Origin of the sequence: Terribacillus saccharophilus, from assembly GCF_046592595.1 — a bacterium.
Lineage (GTDB): Bacteria > Bacillota > Bacilli > Bacillales > Amphibacillaceae > Terribacillus > Terribacillus saccharophilus_C.
Genome location: NZ_JAWVPF010000007.1, coordinates 224022 through 241508, shown reverse-complemented (window position 1 = coordinate 241508; position 17487 = coordinate 224022). Strand labels below are relative to the sequence as shown.

The following is a 17487-nucleotide window of genomic DNA, read 5'->3' as shown; positions in this document are numbered from 1 at the left end:
GCATACCTATAGCTATAGGTATGCTTAAGTAGATTATGCTTCAAATCGAAGCTCTATTATTCTGCTTCACCTACTACAGAAAAACGTTCGTTAAGGTGTTGGGGATTCTCAATTTCATCTAGTACAGCGATTGCATAATCGGCATAGCTGATGTAGCTTTCACCTTTTGAGTTCAAAATCAATTGATCTTTACCTTTTTTATAAGAACCTGTACGTTTTCCTTCAGGATCGAACATTCCTGCAGGGCTTATATATGTCCATTGGAAGTCTGATGTATTTTGTAATTCTTCTAGAGCTTTTCCCATGTTTGTAGCTGTAGGGAGAAATGCGTCTGGAAAGTCTGGTGTATCTTTTACTTGAATTGTTTTTTCTTCATCCACATATAAGCTGCCAGCTCCGCCTACAACAAGTAGCTTAGTATTAGTCGCATTTTTTAAAGCATCGTTTAAAATCCTTCCAGCTTCTATATGGTGATGTTCTTCACCAGGAGCAGCATTAAAAGCATTAACAATAACATCAAATTTATTGATGTCTTCTGCAGTGATATTGAAAATGTCCATTTCAACAACTTCCACGTTTTGTTCTTGAATTTTAGCTCTATTTCTTACTAGAGCTGTTACTTCGTGTCCTCTAGTGGTAGCCTCCTTAAGAATAAGGCTACCTGCTTTACCACTTGCACCAATTATACCGATTTTCATATTAAAACCTCCCAATAAGATAATTTGCACCACTTGTAATTTTAGTGGTTACATGTAATAATTTAAGTTACAAGGAGCGATTTGTCAAACATAAATTTAAAAAAATGATATTTTTTAAGCTATAATGTGAAGTATTGTGTATCATTCATTGTTAAGAAAGTAGGTGATAAAATATGTCGATCAGTAGTCGCTTTGCTGTAGGAATCCATATCCTTACACTCCTTGAGATAAATAAAGAAGGCGTTAATTCTTCCGAATATATTGCCTCCAGTGTCAATACTAATCCTGCAGTAATCAGAAAAATTACCGGAATGCTTAAAAACGCCGACTTAGTAAAAGTAAGACCGGGAATTGCGGGCGCAGAACCAGCAAGGGATTTATCTGAGATTTCCTTATTGGATGTCTATAAAGCAGTTAATGTTGTTCAAGAAAATGAATTATTTAGCGTACACAACAATCCAAATCCAGATTGTCCAGTAGGGAGAAATATCCAAGATACAATTCTTCCGTTGTTCTCTATTGTACAAGTGGCATTAGAGAAAGCTTTAGAAAACGTCACAATTGAAGATGTAGTACTAGATATTATAAAAAAAGAAGGGATAAGCAATATTAATTAAAACGCATTGATCAATGCGTTTTTTATTTTTGCTGTAAATTTGTTTTGATTTTTGACTTGACTAATAGAAGAACTGTATCTATACTCGGTACTTGTAATCAATTCGATTACCTGTAATAGACTTGGTTACTATTAATGTATTAATGTGTAGCATGAAAGAAGTTGACTAAAAGTTTTAAAAAAAAGCTTATTACTAACGCGAGCTAAAAAAAGTAATACAAAATGCATTAATAAGGATAACTGTAGATAAAGCAAAGGAGAGAGTATTGAATGAAGATAAATATCACAGGAGCAACAGGACATCTAGGAATTAAGATAACAAAAGAAGCCTTGAAAAATATATCACCAGAAAATATAGCAATAACGGTACGCAATCCCCACAAAGCCTCGGCCTTTATAGAACAAGGTATCACAGCAAGAAAAGCAGATTACAATAATTTCGAAGAACTTGTTGAGGCTTTTAAGGAAACAGATGTTTTGATTTACATCCCAAGTATTTCTTTTCCGAGTACAGTTAGAATCGCTGAATTTGAAAATTCTGTTCAAGCTGCTGAAAAAGCGAACGTTAAACATGTTATTTTTATAGGTTTTGTCGCCGACCAAGAAAATAACCCTTTTAAAATGAGCCCATTCTTTGGTTATGCTGCAAGGAGACTAGCTTCCAGCAACTTAGAATACACACTAGTGCGTAATGCAATGTATGCTGATCCACTAGTTCCATATCTACCTGAATTAATAAAAAGAGGCCGGCTCCTTTATCCTGTCGGTGAGGGGAAAATATCATTCATCTCAAGAGATGATATTGCCAGATCAGTTATTCAGATTGCAGTAAGACCCGAACTGCATGGTGGAAGATATACACTTACAGGTGAAAAAGCGTACTCCATGCCAGAATTAGCAGCAATCCTCAGTAATGTAAGTGATTCAGAAATTAAATATGATCCAATGAGCGTAGAGGAATTTGCCGCTACCTACGATGAACCAAAAGGGTTTGGCGAAGTATTGGTTTCTCTTTATGTGGCTGCAGAAAAAGATTTGATGGGTGAAGTAACTGATGATTATCAAAAAACTACAAACCAAAAACCAGAAGAACTGGCAAGTTATCTTACCCGCCTTCATGAGGAGAAATAAAGATGATTAAGTTTGAACAGGTTGCGAAAATATTTCCAAATGGTACTTTTGCAGTTCAGTCCTTAAATTTGGAAATAAAAAAAGGTGAATTCCTGGTACTTATTGGTCCAAGTGGGTCAGGAAAGACTACGACGCTTAAAATGATAAATAGGCTTATTAGCCTGACAGAGGGAACAGTACTGATTAATGATAAGAAAATCAATGAATACGATATTAACGAACTTCGTTGGAACATTGGATATGTACTTCAACAGATAGCTCTTTTTCCTCACATGACAATAGCAGAAAATATCGCAATTGTACCTGAACTAAGAAGTTGGAAGAAGGATAAAATAGATAAACGTATTGATGAATTACTCCAGATGGTTGGTCTGGATCCTGAAGTATATAAGAACAGAAAACCAAATGAATTATCTGGTGGACAGCAGCAACGAGTAGGTGTTTTACGGGCGTTAGCTGCCGATCCGGAAATTCTTTTAATGGACGAGCCTTTTAGCGCTCTCGATCCTTTCAGTAGAGAAAGTTTGCAGGACGATTTGTTGGAATTGCAGCAAAAAATAAAGAAAACGATTGTATTCGTTACACATGATATGCAAGAAGCACTCAAATTGGGAGATCGGATATGTGTCATGAATGAAGGGGAAATCGTACAAATAGGCACCCCTGAAGAATTGTTGTATTCACCTGCTAACGAATTTGTACAGGACTTCTTCGGTAAAACCCATCATGCGGAGAAAAGATTGAAGGATTTAGATATTCCACTTATAAAAATAGAAACTTCTAATCCAGAAAAAAATCCGCTAAGTTTATCCACTCCTTTATATGAAGTTTTAGAGCAACTTTCTTCTGAAGATTCCTTACCAGTAGAAGAAAACGGTAAAATACTTGGATTATTAAGCAGACAAGATGTTTTACAATATATCGCTCAATCATTAAAGGACGGAGGAAAACTCCTTGGATAATTTATTTAATGTACTTGTGGAAAGAAAAGCAGAGCTCTTCAGCGCTACTTTAGAACATATTCAAATATCAATAATTGCACTATTTTTTGCAGTGATTATTGCAGTGCCGGTAGGGATTTACTTGACTCGAAAACAACGAGCTGCAGAGTATTATATAGGGTTCACTGGAATATTACAGACAATCCCTTCATTAGCACTTTTGGGCGTATTGATACCGCTATTTGGTATTGGAGAAGTACCAGCAATTATTGCATTAGTAGCATACGCGTTGCTTCCGCTATTACGAAATACGTACACAGGAATTAAGGAGCTAGATCCATCACTATTAGAAGCGGCTGAAGCAATGGGAATGAACAGCAAGAAAAGACTTTTAAGAGTAGAGCTTCCTTTAGCAATGCCAATTATTATGGCGGGTGTAAGGACAGCAACAGTACTTATAATAGGTACTGCAACAATTGCAGCCCTTATAGGCGCTGGTGGATTAGGGGATATAATTCTCTTAGGTATTGATAGAAACGACTATGCGCTTATTATAATCGGAGCAATACCAGCAGCACTTTTGGCCTTATTATTTGATATATTGCTTCGCCAGCTTGAAAAGATTTCTTTCAAAAAAGTGATTGTGTCTTCTACAGTATTTGTAATAATTGCTATGCTGATATTGGCTGCTCCTTTGTTAAGCAGAGCAGGGAATAGCGAACATATTATCATTGGTGGAAAAATGGGTACAGAACCTGAGATTCTAATTAATATGTACAAAATTCTGATAGAAGAAGAAACTTCATTAAAGGTTGATTTAGAACCTGGTCTCGGAGGTACGTCATTTGTTTATAACGCTTTAAATTCCGGCGATATTGACATATACCCTGAATTCACAGGAACGGTACTAGCAGAATTCGTGAAAGAAACTCCGGTTAGTACAGATAGCCGTAAGGTTTATGAACAAGCAAAACAAGGTATGGAAGAGAAATTTAATATGGCACTATTAGAACCTATGCAATATAACAATACCTATACATTGGCTGTTACAAAAGATTTTGCAGAACAGTATAAATTAGAAAGCATGACTGATTTAGTTGCTGTGCAAGATAAAGTAAAAGCCGGCTTTACCCGTGAGTTTACTGACAGAGAAGACGGTTATCCAGGTTTGACGGAAACATATGGTCTGAAATTCAACTCTTTGGTTACAATGGAGCCTACTATTAGATATAATGCCGCCAATTCTGGCGAGATTAACTTAGTTGATGCTTATTCCACAGATAGTGAATTAGAGAAATATAATATGAAAGTACTTAAAGATGACAAGCACTTTTTCCCACCATATCAAGGAGCTCCGCTGTTAAGAGATGCAACTGTAAAAAAACACCCAGAAATCGTCTCAGCACTAAATAAGCTGGCTGGACAAGTAACCGACGATGAAATGAGAAAGATGAACTACGATGTGGCTGTAGAAGATAAGAGTCCTGAATCAGTAGCAAGAGAATTCTTATTAAAGGAAAAACTGATAAAGGATTGAGTTAATATAACTTATTTATTCTAAATCAAGTAAAATCGGAGGTAACACAAATGAGCCTAAATAAGCACAATCAAGAGGATATAGAAAAAGAGATTAAAAATTTAATTTCGAAATACGCACAATCTATTGACAACGCTTCAGATATAAATTTAGCATCACAAATCTGGCTGAAATCTCCTGAAGTCTCATTTATTCATCCGAGAGGACATGAGCATGGATGGGAAGAGATAAAAAAGAACTTCTATGGGGAAACAATGGATAATTGGTTTATTAAAAGAAAATTAAATATATATAATATTTCTATTCAAGTATTTGGAGATACTGTAATCACTGAATTTTATTGGCAATTTGATGCAACTTTTAAAGATGGAGATCAGTTAAGAACAGAAGGCAGAGAATCACAAGTATATATTCGAAATGAAGAATCTCAATGGGTTCTTATTCACGTTCATTATTCTAATATGCCAGTTGAAGGGGAACGTGAAGGCTTTTAAATGATTGAAAACCGACCTTGACAAATTAATAGGTCGGTTTTTAATTTGAGAAGTATATTTTATAAAATGAAAAAGGATGAATAAATAAACGAGATGATGAGTTACTCTAGATGGTAGGTCTAAACACTGTAGTATTTTTAAAAAACAGATAGGAGTGTATTATTTCCTGATTCAGAAATTCTATTAATGGACAGCCTTTTAGAGCGCGATCCTTTCAGCGAAGGCGCACTCGGAGCAAGCAACTGTGATAGATAATTTATTAGTTAGTGTACAACTGAAAATTGAACCTGTCATTGTTGAGTCGAAATTTCAGTAAAGTTCACTATACTAAGACAACCGCATACCCTTTAAACTATGTCAGTCTAACTCAGCGAGGAATATTTTATGTAGAGGAGAAGTTAGGTATTAATCCATATGAGGATGAGGAAGAAAATAGTAAATTAATTGTACAAAAAATGAGGCAGTAGTTGAATTTATAAAAGGCGGAGGCGTCCAATAAATTGGCTGCCTTCAGAGGAGAGATACACTAGCCGCCTTATTTAGATGTAGCGATGAAGTGTTTGATCTCTGTATTAGTTTTGTTTTTTATAAATTACTAATACAGATGAATTAATCACCATTTGCTAACGTCAATGCTAACGAAATTATTTTTTTGAGCTGATTTTAACGGAATTAATAGACTATATGGACAGAAAAACCCCTTAAAATACGCTATTTACGCTTATAACAAAATTGACAGGGTAGGGGTCGCTGGTTCAAGTCCAGTCGGAATCACTAACTAAAAAAGCTTGGAATCCTTGGATCATAAGAGTTTCAAGCTTTTTTCCCGGGATCGTACCAAAAGTTATAAAGAATTGGAAGTTCTTGTAGCAGCCCAACAGTATATCGTGCTGTAGCGAGATCCAATGGAGCTATTAATTATTCCATGTCCAGAGCGATTGAGGCTAAGGGGGCTTTGGAGAGGGTATCCAAAGAAAAGCCTGGTTACTTGATTTAGAAAGAATCAACATTGTTTTGCCATAGAATAACTTTGTTATTGAATGTCATAATTCATATACCAAGATTGTTCGATAAAGTACAACTTACTGTTTCTAAAAGGATACAGAGAATTATAACAAAAGATCGTTTCTCCATACTTTATTAAGACATGGAGGAACTGAAAGAGGCAATCTAAATGAGTGCATCTTTTGTTTTAGGAATTATATATTTCCCTGTTCATATTCACAATATCTTTTTTGGAGAGAAGTTTTGGGTTAGAAACTGATAACATCTCTATTACCTTATCACGTAATAGTGTTGCTCTTTCTTTATTTGCCCTTTCCAATGCTTTCGTTAGTTCATATTGTGTTAGCTCTGTACAGTATGCGGGAGTTCCTGGCTGTTGTCTCCAGGAATCACTTAAAGAACCGCCATCAACAGTATCAAAACCAATCTGGTTCACTACATCCATGATTATTTGTTTATTTTACATTATCACCAGCAACGGCCATAGCAATGCGTCCGCTAGCACCTTCTGGAGTTCCTGCATTTTTTAAGTATATGCTAATAAGTTGAAAGCTTTTATAATAGGTCTGCCTGATTGATATGAAACCCAAATGCTCAAAAAGACCCTTTATCCCAAAGGGTCTTTCTTACATTACTTATCTTTTGTTAAATCATAGCTTGTTCTAATTAATTCTTGGATTTCTTTTTCAGGAACAGAACCATCTAATATTATAGAGTTCCAATGTTCTTTATTTAAGTGGTAAGCGGGTACTATTGAGTCGTATTCATTTCTAAGTTGTTCATTCATACCAGGTTCGTTTTTTACATTAATCCAGATCTTGTTCTCCCTCTCAAATATCCAAGCAAATGTTTTATCATTATCCTTATGTCTAATAAGTGTCCAATTATCGTCTCGAAATGGTTCGTCTTCATAAACATCTTTATATTTCTTACAATAGTTTATAGCCTCTTGTCTGTTCTCCATTAGTAATCGACTCCATATTAAAATTTTTAGTGTTTGTATCCAATTCCTTCAACAAAAACTTTCCAAGATGAATGCCTTCTCTTTGAAAGGCGCTCAGATTTTCCGCCGTACAACATTTCTACAAATAGACCATCTAGTATAGTTATATAAGTCATTACAACTTCTTCAGGCTGTAATTTGTTACTTATCTTATGGATTATTAACTCTACTTCATTTAATAACATACTCTCTAATTTTTCAGTTAAGTCATAGGATTTTAGAATAATTTCTTCCTTAATATTTGCTGGAGGGTAGAATGCGTTTCTAATCAGAAAACGTGTATTAGTTGTTTTTTCATACCTGTCAATATACTCAGTCATAAAATTTCTGAGTTTTTCAATAAGAGTACCATTTTCCGCACGAGAAAAGAAATTATCTATGAACTCAATCTCTTTCGATATAGAATAGTCAAAAGCACTTTTAAAGAGATGCTCTTTACTTTTGAAATGAGAATATATTGATTCTTTCTTAATACCTACCTCTCCAGCAATTGAAGATAAAGAGGCTCCCTCATAGCCATGAAGGGCAAACTGCATTAAAGCTGCCTCAACTAATTTCGTTCCCGTCATAAATCATATCCCCCATTTTTCAAATCTCTATCCATCATTATAATAATGCTATTGTGCTAAGTAACCGCCATCAGTAACTAGCATAAGACCGGTAGTATAATCGGATGCTGATGAAGCAAGATATAGTCCAGTCCCTTTGATTTCTTCGGCATTAGCAATACGATTCATAGGTATAACTTTTTCTCCCTGCTTGATGAACTCTTGATCATCAAAAAGACCGTTTCCTATATTAGTACTGAAGTAACCAGGACATATCGCGTTAACCTGAATATTAAATGGAGCATATTGAAGCGCAAGTTCCCTTGTGAGATTTATAACTGCACCTTTAGTTGCACTATACGCTGTACCAGGAAATACTCCAGACGTACCTGCCAATCCCCACATAGAAGAGATATTGATGATTTTACCACTTTTTTGTTTTTTCATTATTTTTAATGCTTCTCGGTTAGTATAGAACACACCACTAAGATTTATATCTAATGTTTTTTTCCAACCATCAGTGGTATATTCATCGGTTAATACGGAATTAGGGTCAGATATACCAGCTGCAGCAATAGCAATATCAAGCTGTCCAAATTCCTTTTCAGTTACTTGGATCAATTTAGCAACCTGTTCTTCGTCAGAGACATCACATAGAACCGATAATGCTTTACGACCCATTGCTTTGATTTTCTGAACAGTTTCTTGGTTCCCTTTTTCGTTCACATCGCCACAAACAACATCTGCACCAGCTTCAGCCATCGCTATTGATAACTGCGCCCCTAATCCACTCCCTGAACCGGTGACGACGGCTACTTTATTGGTTAAATCAAACATATCTCGGACATTCATTTACTATTCCTCCTTATATATGATATAACTACCTAACGTTAGGTAGTTATTGTATAATGTTGCTACCCGTCCTGTTTTTGGTTAAAACATCAACAGTACAATTCATAATTATATTTAAAGCAATAGTCAAAAATAATGGAATGTAGTCATTTAATATAAGGCAGACATTCAAAACAGTTCGTAAAAAATTACAAGACAAGGAATCATTAAATTTGCTAAATTTTACGATTCACAATTCAACTTAATAAGATGAGTAAGAAGCAGAAGCAGAAGTTGGGAGATTTGGAGACATAATAGCATCTTGTAACAAAACACTGAATACGATTTTTGAACTTTAGATTGAAGTCGGTATTCTCGAAGAAGACTATAACGGGTACTGTATAACATAAAACTCATTAAACTTGTTTATCAAGAGGATGAGATTAATGTAGTTGAAAAAGTGATTGATAAGGTACAAACGAGGAAGGAGAGTACTCTAATGAAACAAGGCTCAATTTTTGAAGACGACAATGATAAAAGCAGACCTTTGGCTAGTAGAATGCGACCACAAAATCTTGACGAGTTCATTGGTCAGAAACATCTATTGGGAAAGGGAAAGATTCTACGTGAATTAATTGAAAACGATCAGGTATCATCCATGATATTTTGGGGACCTCCAGGTGTTGGGAAGACAACCCTTGCTAAGATTATCGCAAACAAAACAAAGGCTGAATTTATTACTTTTAGTGCAGTAAGAAGCGGAATAAAAGAAATACGGCAAGTAATGGATGAGTCGGAGTACAATCGTCAATTCGGTGAAAAGACTATTGTTTTCGTAGATGAAATCCACCGGTTTAATAAAGCTCAACAAGATGCTTTTTTACCTTATGTTGAGAAAGGTAGTATCATCATGATAGGTGCCACGACCGAAAATCCATCATTTGAGGTGAATTCCGCCTTATTATCGAGAAGTAAGGTCTTTGTATTAAACCCTTTAGACGTTAAGGATATTGTAAAACTCTTAAAGAATTCCATTCAAAAAGGTTTTACAGAAACAGTCGAAATCAGCGACGATATGTTGATGACCATTTCAAAATTTGCTAATGGAGATGCTCGAATTGCATTAAATACTTTAGAAATGTGTGTGTTGAATGCAGAGAGGGATGGAGAACATGTAAAGATTAATGAAGATGTTATAAAGCAGCTTATTACAAGAAAAGCCCTCTTTTACGATAAGAACGGCGAGGAACATTACAACATCATATCCGCTCTTCATAAGTCCATGCGAAATAGTGACGTGCAAGCTGCGATCTATTGGCTTTCCAGAATGCTTGAATCAGGAGAAGACCCTATTTATATAGCCAGACGTCTAGTAAGATTTGCAAGTGAGGATATCGGTGTAGCGGATAGTCGAGCGCTAGAATTAAGTGTGAGTGTATTTCAAGCATGTCAATTTCTTGGTATGCCGGAATGCGATGTACATCTAACACAGGCAGTAATTTACCTATCACTTGCTCCTAAATCTGACTCTGTCTATGCAGCCTATAAAAAAGCTCAAAAGGATGCATTACATTCTGTCAACGAACCTGTACCTTTGCAACTACGGAATGCACCAACAAGACTAATGAAAGACCTTGGATACGGTAAAGAATACCAACATGCGCAAGATTATAAAGACAAGATTACTAACATGCAGTCCATGCCGGATTCACTTATTGGTCGAGAATATTACAAACCGACTGAACAAGGATCAGAAAAAAGATTTAAAGATAGATTAGCATCTATCAAAAACTGGCACTTAAATAAAAAAAAGGAGTAACTTTTATCTTGAACGTATCTTAGATAATTTAAGTCAAGAACTATCAAATTTCCGTAGAAGCTAAAAAAGAAAGTAGGCATTAAGAATATGAAACAAAAACAAATGATGGCCATTAAATTGGTGGAAAAATGTGAAGCTAAAGATTTAATGCCAATACTAGTTGAGCGTCCAACGATCAAAGAAGGATTCGTTCTTATTAAGGTTCAAGCCTTTGGCGTTAATGAGTCAGAGATTACAAGCCGGAGAGGTGAATCGTCAGCCGATTTCTCATTTCCCAGAATTTTAGGAATTGAGGGAGTTGGTATAGTTGATGAAGTGACTTCAAACAGTAGATTCAAAGTCGGACAAAAAGTTGCTACAATGATGGGCGGTTTGGGACGGTCTATTGATGGTTCTTATGCAGAATATATGCTAGTTAGAGAAGAAAACATTATTCCACTAGATACTAATTTAGACTGGGACATTGTCGGGGCCTTACCGGAGATGCTCCAAACAGCCTATGGTTCCCTTACTGTTGGTTTAGGTATCAAAAAAGGTGATGTATTACTAATTCGTGGTGGTACATCAACTGTAGGATTAATGGCCCTGATCTTAGCTAAAAAAATGGGGGCCACAGTTATTACAACAAGTCGAAAAACTGAAAAGCTTGAGAGCTTGAGGCAATACGGCTCCGACTACACACTGGTTGATAATCAAGAAATCGAAAGTGAAATTAAAAAAATCACTCCGCAAGGTGTTGATATGGTATTAGAATTGGTAGGTCTTACCACTTTGTTCCAAGACATGAGTCTAACTAGAAAGGGTGGACGTGTCTGCTTTACGGGTGCGTTATCAGGTCAATGGACATTGGATAATTTTTCGCCATTTATGATTCCAACAGGAGTCTTCTTAACTAGTTACGCTGGAGGAGCAAGGGATTTACCTTCTAGTATCTTTAATGACATTTTAAAAAGCATTGAGAATAAAGAAATAACAGTTCCTATTGCTAAAGTCTATCATGGTTTTGGAGAAGTAGCTCAAGCACAAACAAACTTAGAATCAGGTAAATATATCGGCAAACATGTAATAATCCTTTAATGACAATATTACTCAAAGTAATATCCACCATTTTCGTTATTGATATAGTCTAATATCTCTAAACTGATTAATGCATTTTCCAATATTGAGGGAATTTTTAATCAGTACTTTGAAAGGAGCAGATGAATAATGTCACAAAACACCCCTCAGTTCCGCTCATGGTTAGGTATTCCATACGCTACAGCTAAACGTTTTCGCAAGCCAACGGTAGTTCCTTTTGATTCGGACCTCCCTTATGATAAGAAAGGTCCGGCTTCGATTCAGGTAGGAGATACCAGTTGGCTTGATTTGGAAAGTGGCACCAGTGAAGACTGCTTGAATCTCAATGTTTGGGCACCTTCTGATGCCAAAGGGCCTCTACCTGTGGTCGTGTATATACATGGTGGGGGATTTGAATACGGTGCAAACACACAAATCACATCCGATCTATCTGGTCTAGCCTCAACCGGACAGGTGGTTGGTGTATCAGTCAACTACCGACTTGGCGCACTAGGGTGGCTCTCCCTCTCTCAATATGGTGGGGTTTTTGAAGAGGCAACAAACCTCGGCTTGCAGGACGTCATCGCAGCATTAAACTGGGTGAAAGAGAATATCGACCGTTTCGGTGGTGACCCGGAAAATGTCACAGTTACCGGACACAGCGGTGGAGCTTTTATCAGTGCGGCATTGCTAGCTGCACCTTCTGCTGATGGTCTTTACCATCGGTTGGCTGCATTCTCTGGAGGTGCATCCCGTATCGTACCGGCTTGGTGGGCGGAAGAACTCGCACACAAAGTTCTCACTGATCTCGGGTTCCAAAATGATCCTGAACAGTTGCTGACCGTTGATGCACAGCTACTTACAGAAGCCCTGAATAAAGTCAGTCCACGTGATATCGGAGACCGGAATGGGGTCGGCAATACTACCCTCGGAATAGTTGATGATCACATACAACCAGGATCCGTTATAGAGGACACGCCGTTGGATGTCATCAAATCAGGGCGCCACCGCGACATCGATATTTTGTTCAGTAGTGCGACCAATGAGGGTGATTGGTGGGTTATTAACGCTACAAAGAGCTTTGACCCGGGAAGCATTGAGAATATTGTTGATGAACTCGTTATGAAGTCTCGGATTCCGCGTAGCCGCGCCAAGCGTATTGTTGCGGTTTACGATGTAGACGGTCGTACCCCCGTTGATGTTCGTGGTGCGTTGTTAACTGACTATTTATACACTTTGCCTGCGATACGCGCTGCGCTTAGTCATGCTGCCGCTGGTGGAAACGCATATCTCTTGAGTATTGGCTCATCTGAAGGTGCCCCTGCTGTACACGGTACAGAGATGTATGGCATTGTTGGTCAGCAGGCGCCAGGAGGAAGCACTGACCAACTCACACGGGATACTTTTGTACGGGATACGCTGATTAGTTTTGCCACGGATAAGGCTAAACAGCTTTGGAGGAGAGTAGGTAAGGAGCCAACCACTAGAGGTATCGGTAAACTTCCCTACGATTCCACTGCGCACGCGGGTGAAGTATTAAACACATTTGAGGGCATTGATAGGCCTTAACAATTTTTGTTAGATCTCTCGTAGTATGTATTTAAACAAAAACGATTCCTATTTAATACAGTTTGTTTTATTCGTTTTGACTTAAGCCATTTTGAATGATCGAACTCGTATACTCCAACATAATACTGAATAACAAGACCGTGTTTAAATGCTAAAACGAATAACACTCTGCGGCTTATATGAATCATTGGATTGGATGAATATCATTATCTTTTAATCTTCTGGATAGAAGTAATCTATTTCAGTTGTAATATAAGCTGTAAGTTCACATTAAGAAACGAAGGAAAGGCAATGTCCGCCTTTCCTTCGTTTCTTATGAAGTTGCTATCATTTAAATTGGTAAGGCACCGGTTAAAATATACGTAATTAAATAGATAAATATGATTGGCCAAGCATAGATGACATATTTCTTCTGAAAATCTATAAAGTTTGTTTCCGTTGATGCTACTAACATGTACAAAGCTGGGATAACTGGAGAGATGAGTCGGAACGCTTGACCGACCATAGATGCTACTGCTGCTTCACTTGCCGTTATTCCGTACTGTGCCATAACATCGGCCATTACACCAGCGATACCAAAGTAGAATGCGTCTTGTGGAAGGAAGGTTATTGCAGGTGCTGATATCAATGCGTATATTGGTGCCATATTCGATCCAAGCGATTCAGGAATAATAGCTGTAATCGACATAGCCAAGGCGGTTGACATACCGCTTCCTGTTAATACGCCGGAGAATACACCAGCAGCTAAAGTGGCTAATGCGGGTGCTAAGGAATCTGCTGCTAAGTCATCGAGACGTTGATTGATAAGTTTCGCGGTTCTATAATTGACTGTTAGAGCGATTGCTGCACCAATACCGAAGAGTACCCCGCCATGTGCAACATCCAATATCAGCATGACTAAAATTATCAAGGTGAGGATCAAATTGAAGAAAAATAGCTTAGGTCGCTTTAATTCAGGGTCTTTAAGACGTATTGCATTTAACATTTCTTGCATGTCCTCTGGTGAAATGTCTTTGGCAGTTTTCGGGTTGAAGTTCAATCTTTTTCTTTCCTTAAGACCGATGAAATAAGCCATTCCGATAGCGAATACCTCTGCTAAAATCATACCGGGCAACAAATCAGCAAATAGTTCACTAATATTTACTCCCATAGCGGTACTTGCTGCTATTGTTGGTCCACCCCACGGTAGCTGATTAAAGATACCAATCGGTGTAACGATTATGACAGCCAAGTAAATTAACTTAATGTTCATTTGCTTATAGAGCTGGAGGAAAGCAGCAATACAAATGATGATGGTAGTAGTAGTGTCGCCATTCATTGTGACTGCAGTAGCAGTCAGAACGGTGGCGATTGTTACTTTTAAGGGATCACCTTTGGCTTTCTTGATAAAAAACTCACACAAAGGGTCAAACAGGCCAACATTAAGCATTACACCAAAGTACAATACCGCAAACAATATAACGATGGCTGGGGAAATAACTCCCATCGACACTTCTCCTGTTTCTTCATCAACGCTATACAGAATACCTTCCTTAATCCAATCAAAAAGGTCTAGCAGGGACGCTCCTGTAATAAAAATAGAGATAACTCCAAAGGCGAATGGGACAATCGTTAATGCACCAAAAACAGTTAATTTATTCTTCGAGAGAAGGACAATAAAGACGACGATCATCGATAATGCTAAGAATGTCAACATACATACCATCTCCTGAAATATGGGATTAGGACATACGAACATTGCATAATTAATTGGAAACTTATGAAGGTAACTAACTAAAACTGATCCTTTTATAGTTAGTTACCTTTAGAGATTTGGACATTCCCGTCCATGTGAAAACGCATACAAAATTTTTCATTTCAAATACGGTTAAGTTATTATAGAGCAGAAAGTAATCAAATACATATGTGTAAGCGTATACAAAACCTCCTTTTATAATCTCAGTTTTAAGAAATCACTTAAATTGAATTGTATATAACGTATACATAGATGTCAATTAAATCTAGAAATTAAATAAAAGACAATATTTATTGACTTTAATGCATGCGTTGATTAATATATGTACTATCAAGTTCCATATTAACCCAAGTCACTATATTTGGTGAGTTGGGGAGGAGGAGAGCAAATGACTGATACAAAAACTATTCGTTTGGCGGTAATCCCTGGTGATGGCATTGGTACGGAAGTAGTAGAGGCTGGACTACGTGTAATTAATCATTTAGCAGACGCTTCTAATGGCAAATTCAAAATTGAAAGCGATTTCTTCCCGTGGGGATGCGAATATTACTTGGAACATGGCAAAATGATGGCGGATGGAGGAGTCGAAAAATTAAGAGACTATGATTCCATCTATTTTGGCGCTGTTGGCTTTCCAGGTGTACCGGATCACGTCAGTTTATGGGGGCTTCGTTTGGCTATCTGTCAGGGGTTTGATCAGTGGGCTAATATTCGACCAATTGAGTTTCTTCCTGGAGTCCCGAGACGCCTTAATCATCCTGATGTTGATTCATTAAATTGGGTATTGATTCGAGAAAACTCTGAGGGGGAATATTCTGGTATTGGCGGGCGTAACTTCTCCGGACGCGGTTCTGGAAAGGAAGTTGCTGTACAGTCAGCTCTGTTTACAGAACATGGTTGTGAGCGTATTATCCGTTATGCTTTTGAACTGGCACGCACCAGAAAAAGAAAGAAAGTTACTAGTATCACAAAAAGTAATGCACAACAATATGGAATGGTGCTGTGGGATGAGGTATTTAATCGTGTAAGTAAAGAATATCCAGATGTCGAAACTGATCAGTGGCTAGTGGATGCGGCGGCAGCTCAATTTGTTTTAAAGCCAGAAGAACTCGATGTTGTGGTGGCTTCTAACTTATTCGCAGACATTCTTTCTGATTTAGGCAGTGCCTTAGCGGGGAGTCTCGGGTTAGCAGCCAGTGCTAATATAAATCCCGAGGGTACTGCACCAAGCATGTTTGAGTCTGTGCACGGATCAGCGCCAGATATTGCTGGACAAGGAATTGCTAATCCTATTGGTGCTATAGGAAGTGCTTCCCTTATGCTTGAACATCTCGGATTAAAAGAAGAAGCAAATTTGATTAATAAAGCGATTGCTAAAACCACGCAACAAGGTATCCTCACTCGAGACCTTGGTGGAGAATTTAATACAGAAGAAATTACGAATGCTATCATAAAGAATCTCAATATAGTCAAAGAAGCAAAAAATTAAAAAAATGGCTGTGGCGTTTTCTTACCACAGCCATTTTCTAATAGCAGTGTTTACTCAATTAAATCAATTTATCTCACTGATTCTTTGATTATAATCAATGTATAGTGTAATGGTATATTGTAAAAGCAAAGGTTATAAACAAAGTAATTGGATAGGTGATATAAATGGATAATAGCAAGATAGAAAAACTTATCGATAATCTAGAAGGAACAGGGGATTATCGATTGCCACAAAGGGCTTATCATGTAGTTCGACTAGCTATTCGTGATTTAATTCTTCCACCAGGAACAACAATATTGGAGAGGGAAATGGCTGAAGTACTGCAAATGAGCCGAACTCCTGTTAGAGAAGCGCTTGTGCGCTTGGAAACGGAGGGGATGGTACAGCTTATTCCTAGACGAGGGTTTATCGTAAAACCGATCGAGAAGGAGGATCTCAAGCGAATATATGAAATCGTAGAAACGCTAGATGCGCTAGCTGTTAGCCTGGCCACTGAAAAAGTAGGCGAATCGGAAATAACAGGACTTGAAACATCGATAAGGCTTCAAGAAGAGGCGCTTGAAGAACGTGATTTAAAAAAGTGGGCAAGGCTGGATGATCATTTTCATCACCAAATAATCGATTATTCAAAAAACAAACGTCTAAGAGCAATTATTGATACTCTTTCTGACCAAATATATAGGGCAAGGTTATTAACGATTGATAATCGTCCTGTTCCATTTCACTCGATCACTGAGCATAAAGCGATTATTTCATGTATGAGGGCTAAGGATGGAACCGCCGCCAGTGTACTGATGCAGTCACACAGAAATCGAGCGCGTAAGGAAATACTGAAGGTAATTACTGAAAAGCATTGAAAAGTTGTTCACTTACAAAATACGTTCCAATATAGTTTTGAAAGGAATTCAGTTAAAACAGGTGTAAATCCTATAGATTTGATGAATCTGTGAAACTTTACTTGGTCTTCTTACTTAATTCATTTAAATTTGGTATGCAGAACAAAGCTTACAATAGA

At 37.4% G+C, this 17487-nt stretch carries 15 protein-coding genes and 1 pseudogene; 10 read left to right on the top strand and 6 right to left on the bottom strand.

The genetic code is table 11. The features are described 5' to 3' along the window. Positions 1-56 precede the first annotated feature (56 nt). Complete coding sequence (locus SFC25_RS13770; RefSeq protein ID WP_411215824.1) at positions 57-698, bottom strand: NAD(P)-dependent oxidoreductase; 642 nt, start codon at positions 696-698, stop codon at positions 57-59. A gap of 173 nt (positions 699-871) precedes the next feature. On the opposite strand from SFC25_RS13770, the gene SFC25_RS13765 reads away from it, so the two are divergent. From SFC25_RS13765 to SFC25_RS13745, 5 genes are all read left to right on the top strand, one after another. Further along, positions 872-1315, top strand: coding sequence for an Rrf2 family transcriptional regulator (locus SFC25_RS13765; protein WP_411215823.1), 444 nt, complete (start codon positions 872-874; stop codon positions 1313-1315). Positions 1316-1584: 269 nt separating this feature from the next. Then, positions 1585-2445, top strand: a complete 861-nt coding sequence (locus SFC25_RS13760; protein ID WP_411215822.1) for an SDR family oxidoreductase — start codon at positions 1585-1587, stop codon at positions 2443-2445. Positions 2446-2447: 2 nt separating this feature from the next. Further along, positions 2448-3407: an osmoprotectant update ABC transporter ATP-binding subunit OpuFA gene (opuFA, locus tag SFC25_RS13755; protein WP_411215821.1), complete on the top strand. Its 960-nt coding sequence runs from the start codon at positions 2448-2450 to the stop codon at positions 3405-3407. Then, positions 3400-4923, top strand: coding sequence for an ABC transporter permease/substrate-binding protein (locus SFC25_RS13750; protein WP_411215820.1), 1524 nt, complete (start codon positions 3400-3402; stop codon positions 4921-4923). The genes opuFA and SFC25_RS13750 overlap by 8 nt, the downstream gene beginning before the upstream one ends. A gap of 50 nt (positions 4924-4973) precedes the next feature. Continuing rightward, positions 4974-5417, top strand: coding sequence for a YybH family protein (locus SFC25_RS13745; RefSeq protein ID WP_411215819.1), 444 nt, complete (start codon positions 4974-4976; stop codon positions 5415-5417). Positions 5418-6609: 1192 nt separating this feature from the next. Here SFC25_RS13745 and SFC25_RS13740 read toward each other — a convergent pair. The 4 genes and pseudogenes from SFC25_RS13740 to SFC25_RS13725 form a co-directional block, all read right to left on the bottom strand. Beyond that, positions 6610-7017 (bottom strand): annotated as a pseudogene (locus SFC25_RS13740) (NADPH-dependent F420 reductase); the annotation flags it as partial. Positions 7018-7053: 36 nt separating this feature from the next. Then, on the bottom strand, positions 7054-7386 hold the full coding sequence (locus SFC25_RS13735; RefSeq protein ID WP_411215818.1) for an MmcQ/YjbR family DNA-binding protein: 333 nt from the start codon (positions 7384-7386) through the stop codon (positions 7054-7056). Between the two features lie 26 nt (positions 7387-7412). After that, entirely contained in the window at positions 7413-7994 is a 582-nt protein-coding gene (locus SFC25_RS13730; RefSeq protein ID WP_411215817.1) for a TetR/AcrR family transcriptional regulator, read from the bottom strand. A 48-nt stretch (positions 7995-8042) separates the two neighbouring features. Continuing rightward, positions 8043-8825: an SDR family NAD(P)-dependent oxidoreductase gene (locus SFC25_RS13725; RefSeq protein WP_411215816.1), complete on the bottom strand. Its 783-nt coding sequence runs from the start codon at positions 8823-8825 to the stop codon at positions 8043-8045. A gap of 478 nt (positions 8826-9303) precedes the next feature. Here SFC25_RS13725 and SFC25_RS13720 point away from each other — a divergent pair, with 478 nt between their 5' ends. The 3 genes from SFC25_RS13720 to SFC25_RS13710 all read left to right on the top strand — a co-directional run bounded on the left by SFC25_RS13720 (position 9304) and on the right by SFC25_RS13710 (position 13248). Then, positions 9304-10623 carry a replication-associated recombination protein A gene (locus SFC25_RS13720; protein ID WP_411215815.1) on the top strand — a complete coding sequence of 440 codons (1320 nt, stop codon included), beginning with the start codon at positions 9304-9306 and terminating at the stop codon, positions 10621-10623. Positions 10624-10710: 87 nt separating this feature from the next. After that, positions 10711-11700 carry a zinc-binding dehydrogenase gene (locus tag SFC25_RS13715; protein WP_411215814.1) on the top strand — a complete coding sequence of 330 codons (990 nt, stop codon included), beginning with the start codon at positions 10711-10713 and terminating at the stop codon, positions 11698-11700. A 129-nt stretch (positions 11701-11829) separates the two neighbouring features. After that, positions 11830-13248 (top strand): carboxylesterase family protein, encoded by a 1419-nt coding sequence (locus SFC25_RS13710; RefSeq protein WP_411215813.1) that lies wholly within the window; start codon positions 11830-11832, stop codon positions 13246-13248. 331 nt (positions 13249-13579) lie between these two features. Here the strand turns inward: SFC25_RS13710 and SFC25_RS13705 are convergent, their stop codons facing one another. Then, positions 13580-14944 (bottom strand): citrate:proton symporter, encoded by a 1365-nt coding sequence (locus SFC25_RS13705; RefSeq protein ID WP_411215812.1) that lies wholly within the window; start codon positions 14942-14944, stop codon positions 13580-13582. Positions 14945-15371: 427 nt separating this feature from the next. On the opposite strand from SFC25_RS13705, the gene SFC25_RS13700 reads away from it, so the two are divergent. Then, positions 15372-16472 (top strand): tartrate dehydrogenase, encoded by a 1101-nt coding sequence (locus tag SFC25_RS13700; protein ID WP_411215811.1) that lies wholly within the window; start codon positions 15372-15374, stop codon positions 16470-16472. 164 nt (positions 16473-16636) lie between these two features. Next, positions 16637-17329, top strand: a complete 693-nt coding sequence (locus tag SFC25_RS13695) for a GntR family transcriptional regulator (RefSeq protein WP_411215810.1) — start codon at positions 16637-16639, stop codon at positions 17327-17329. Positions 17330-17487 lie beyond the last annotated feature (158 nt).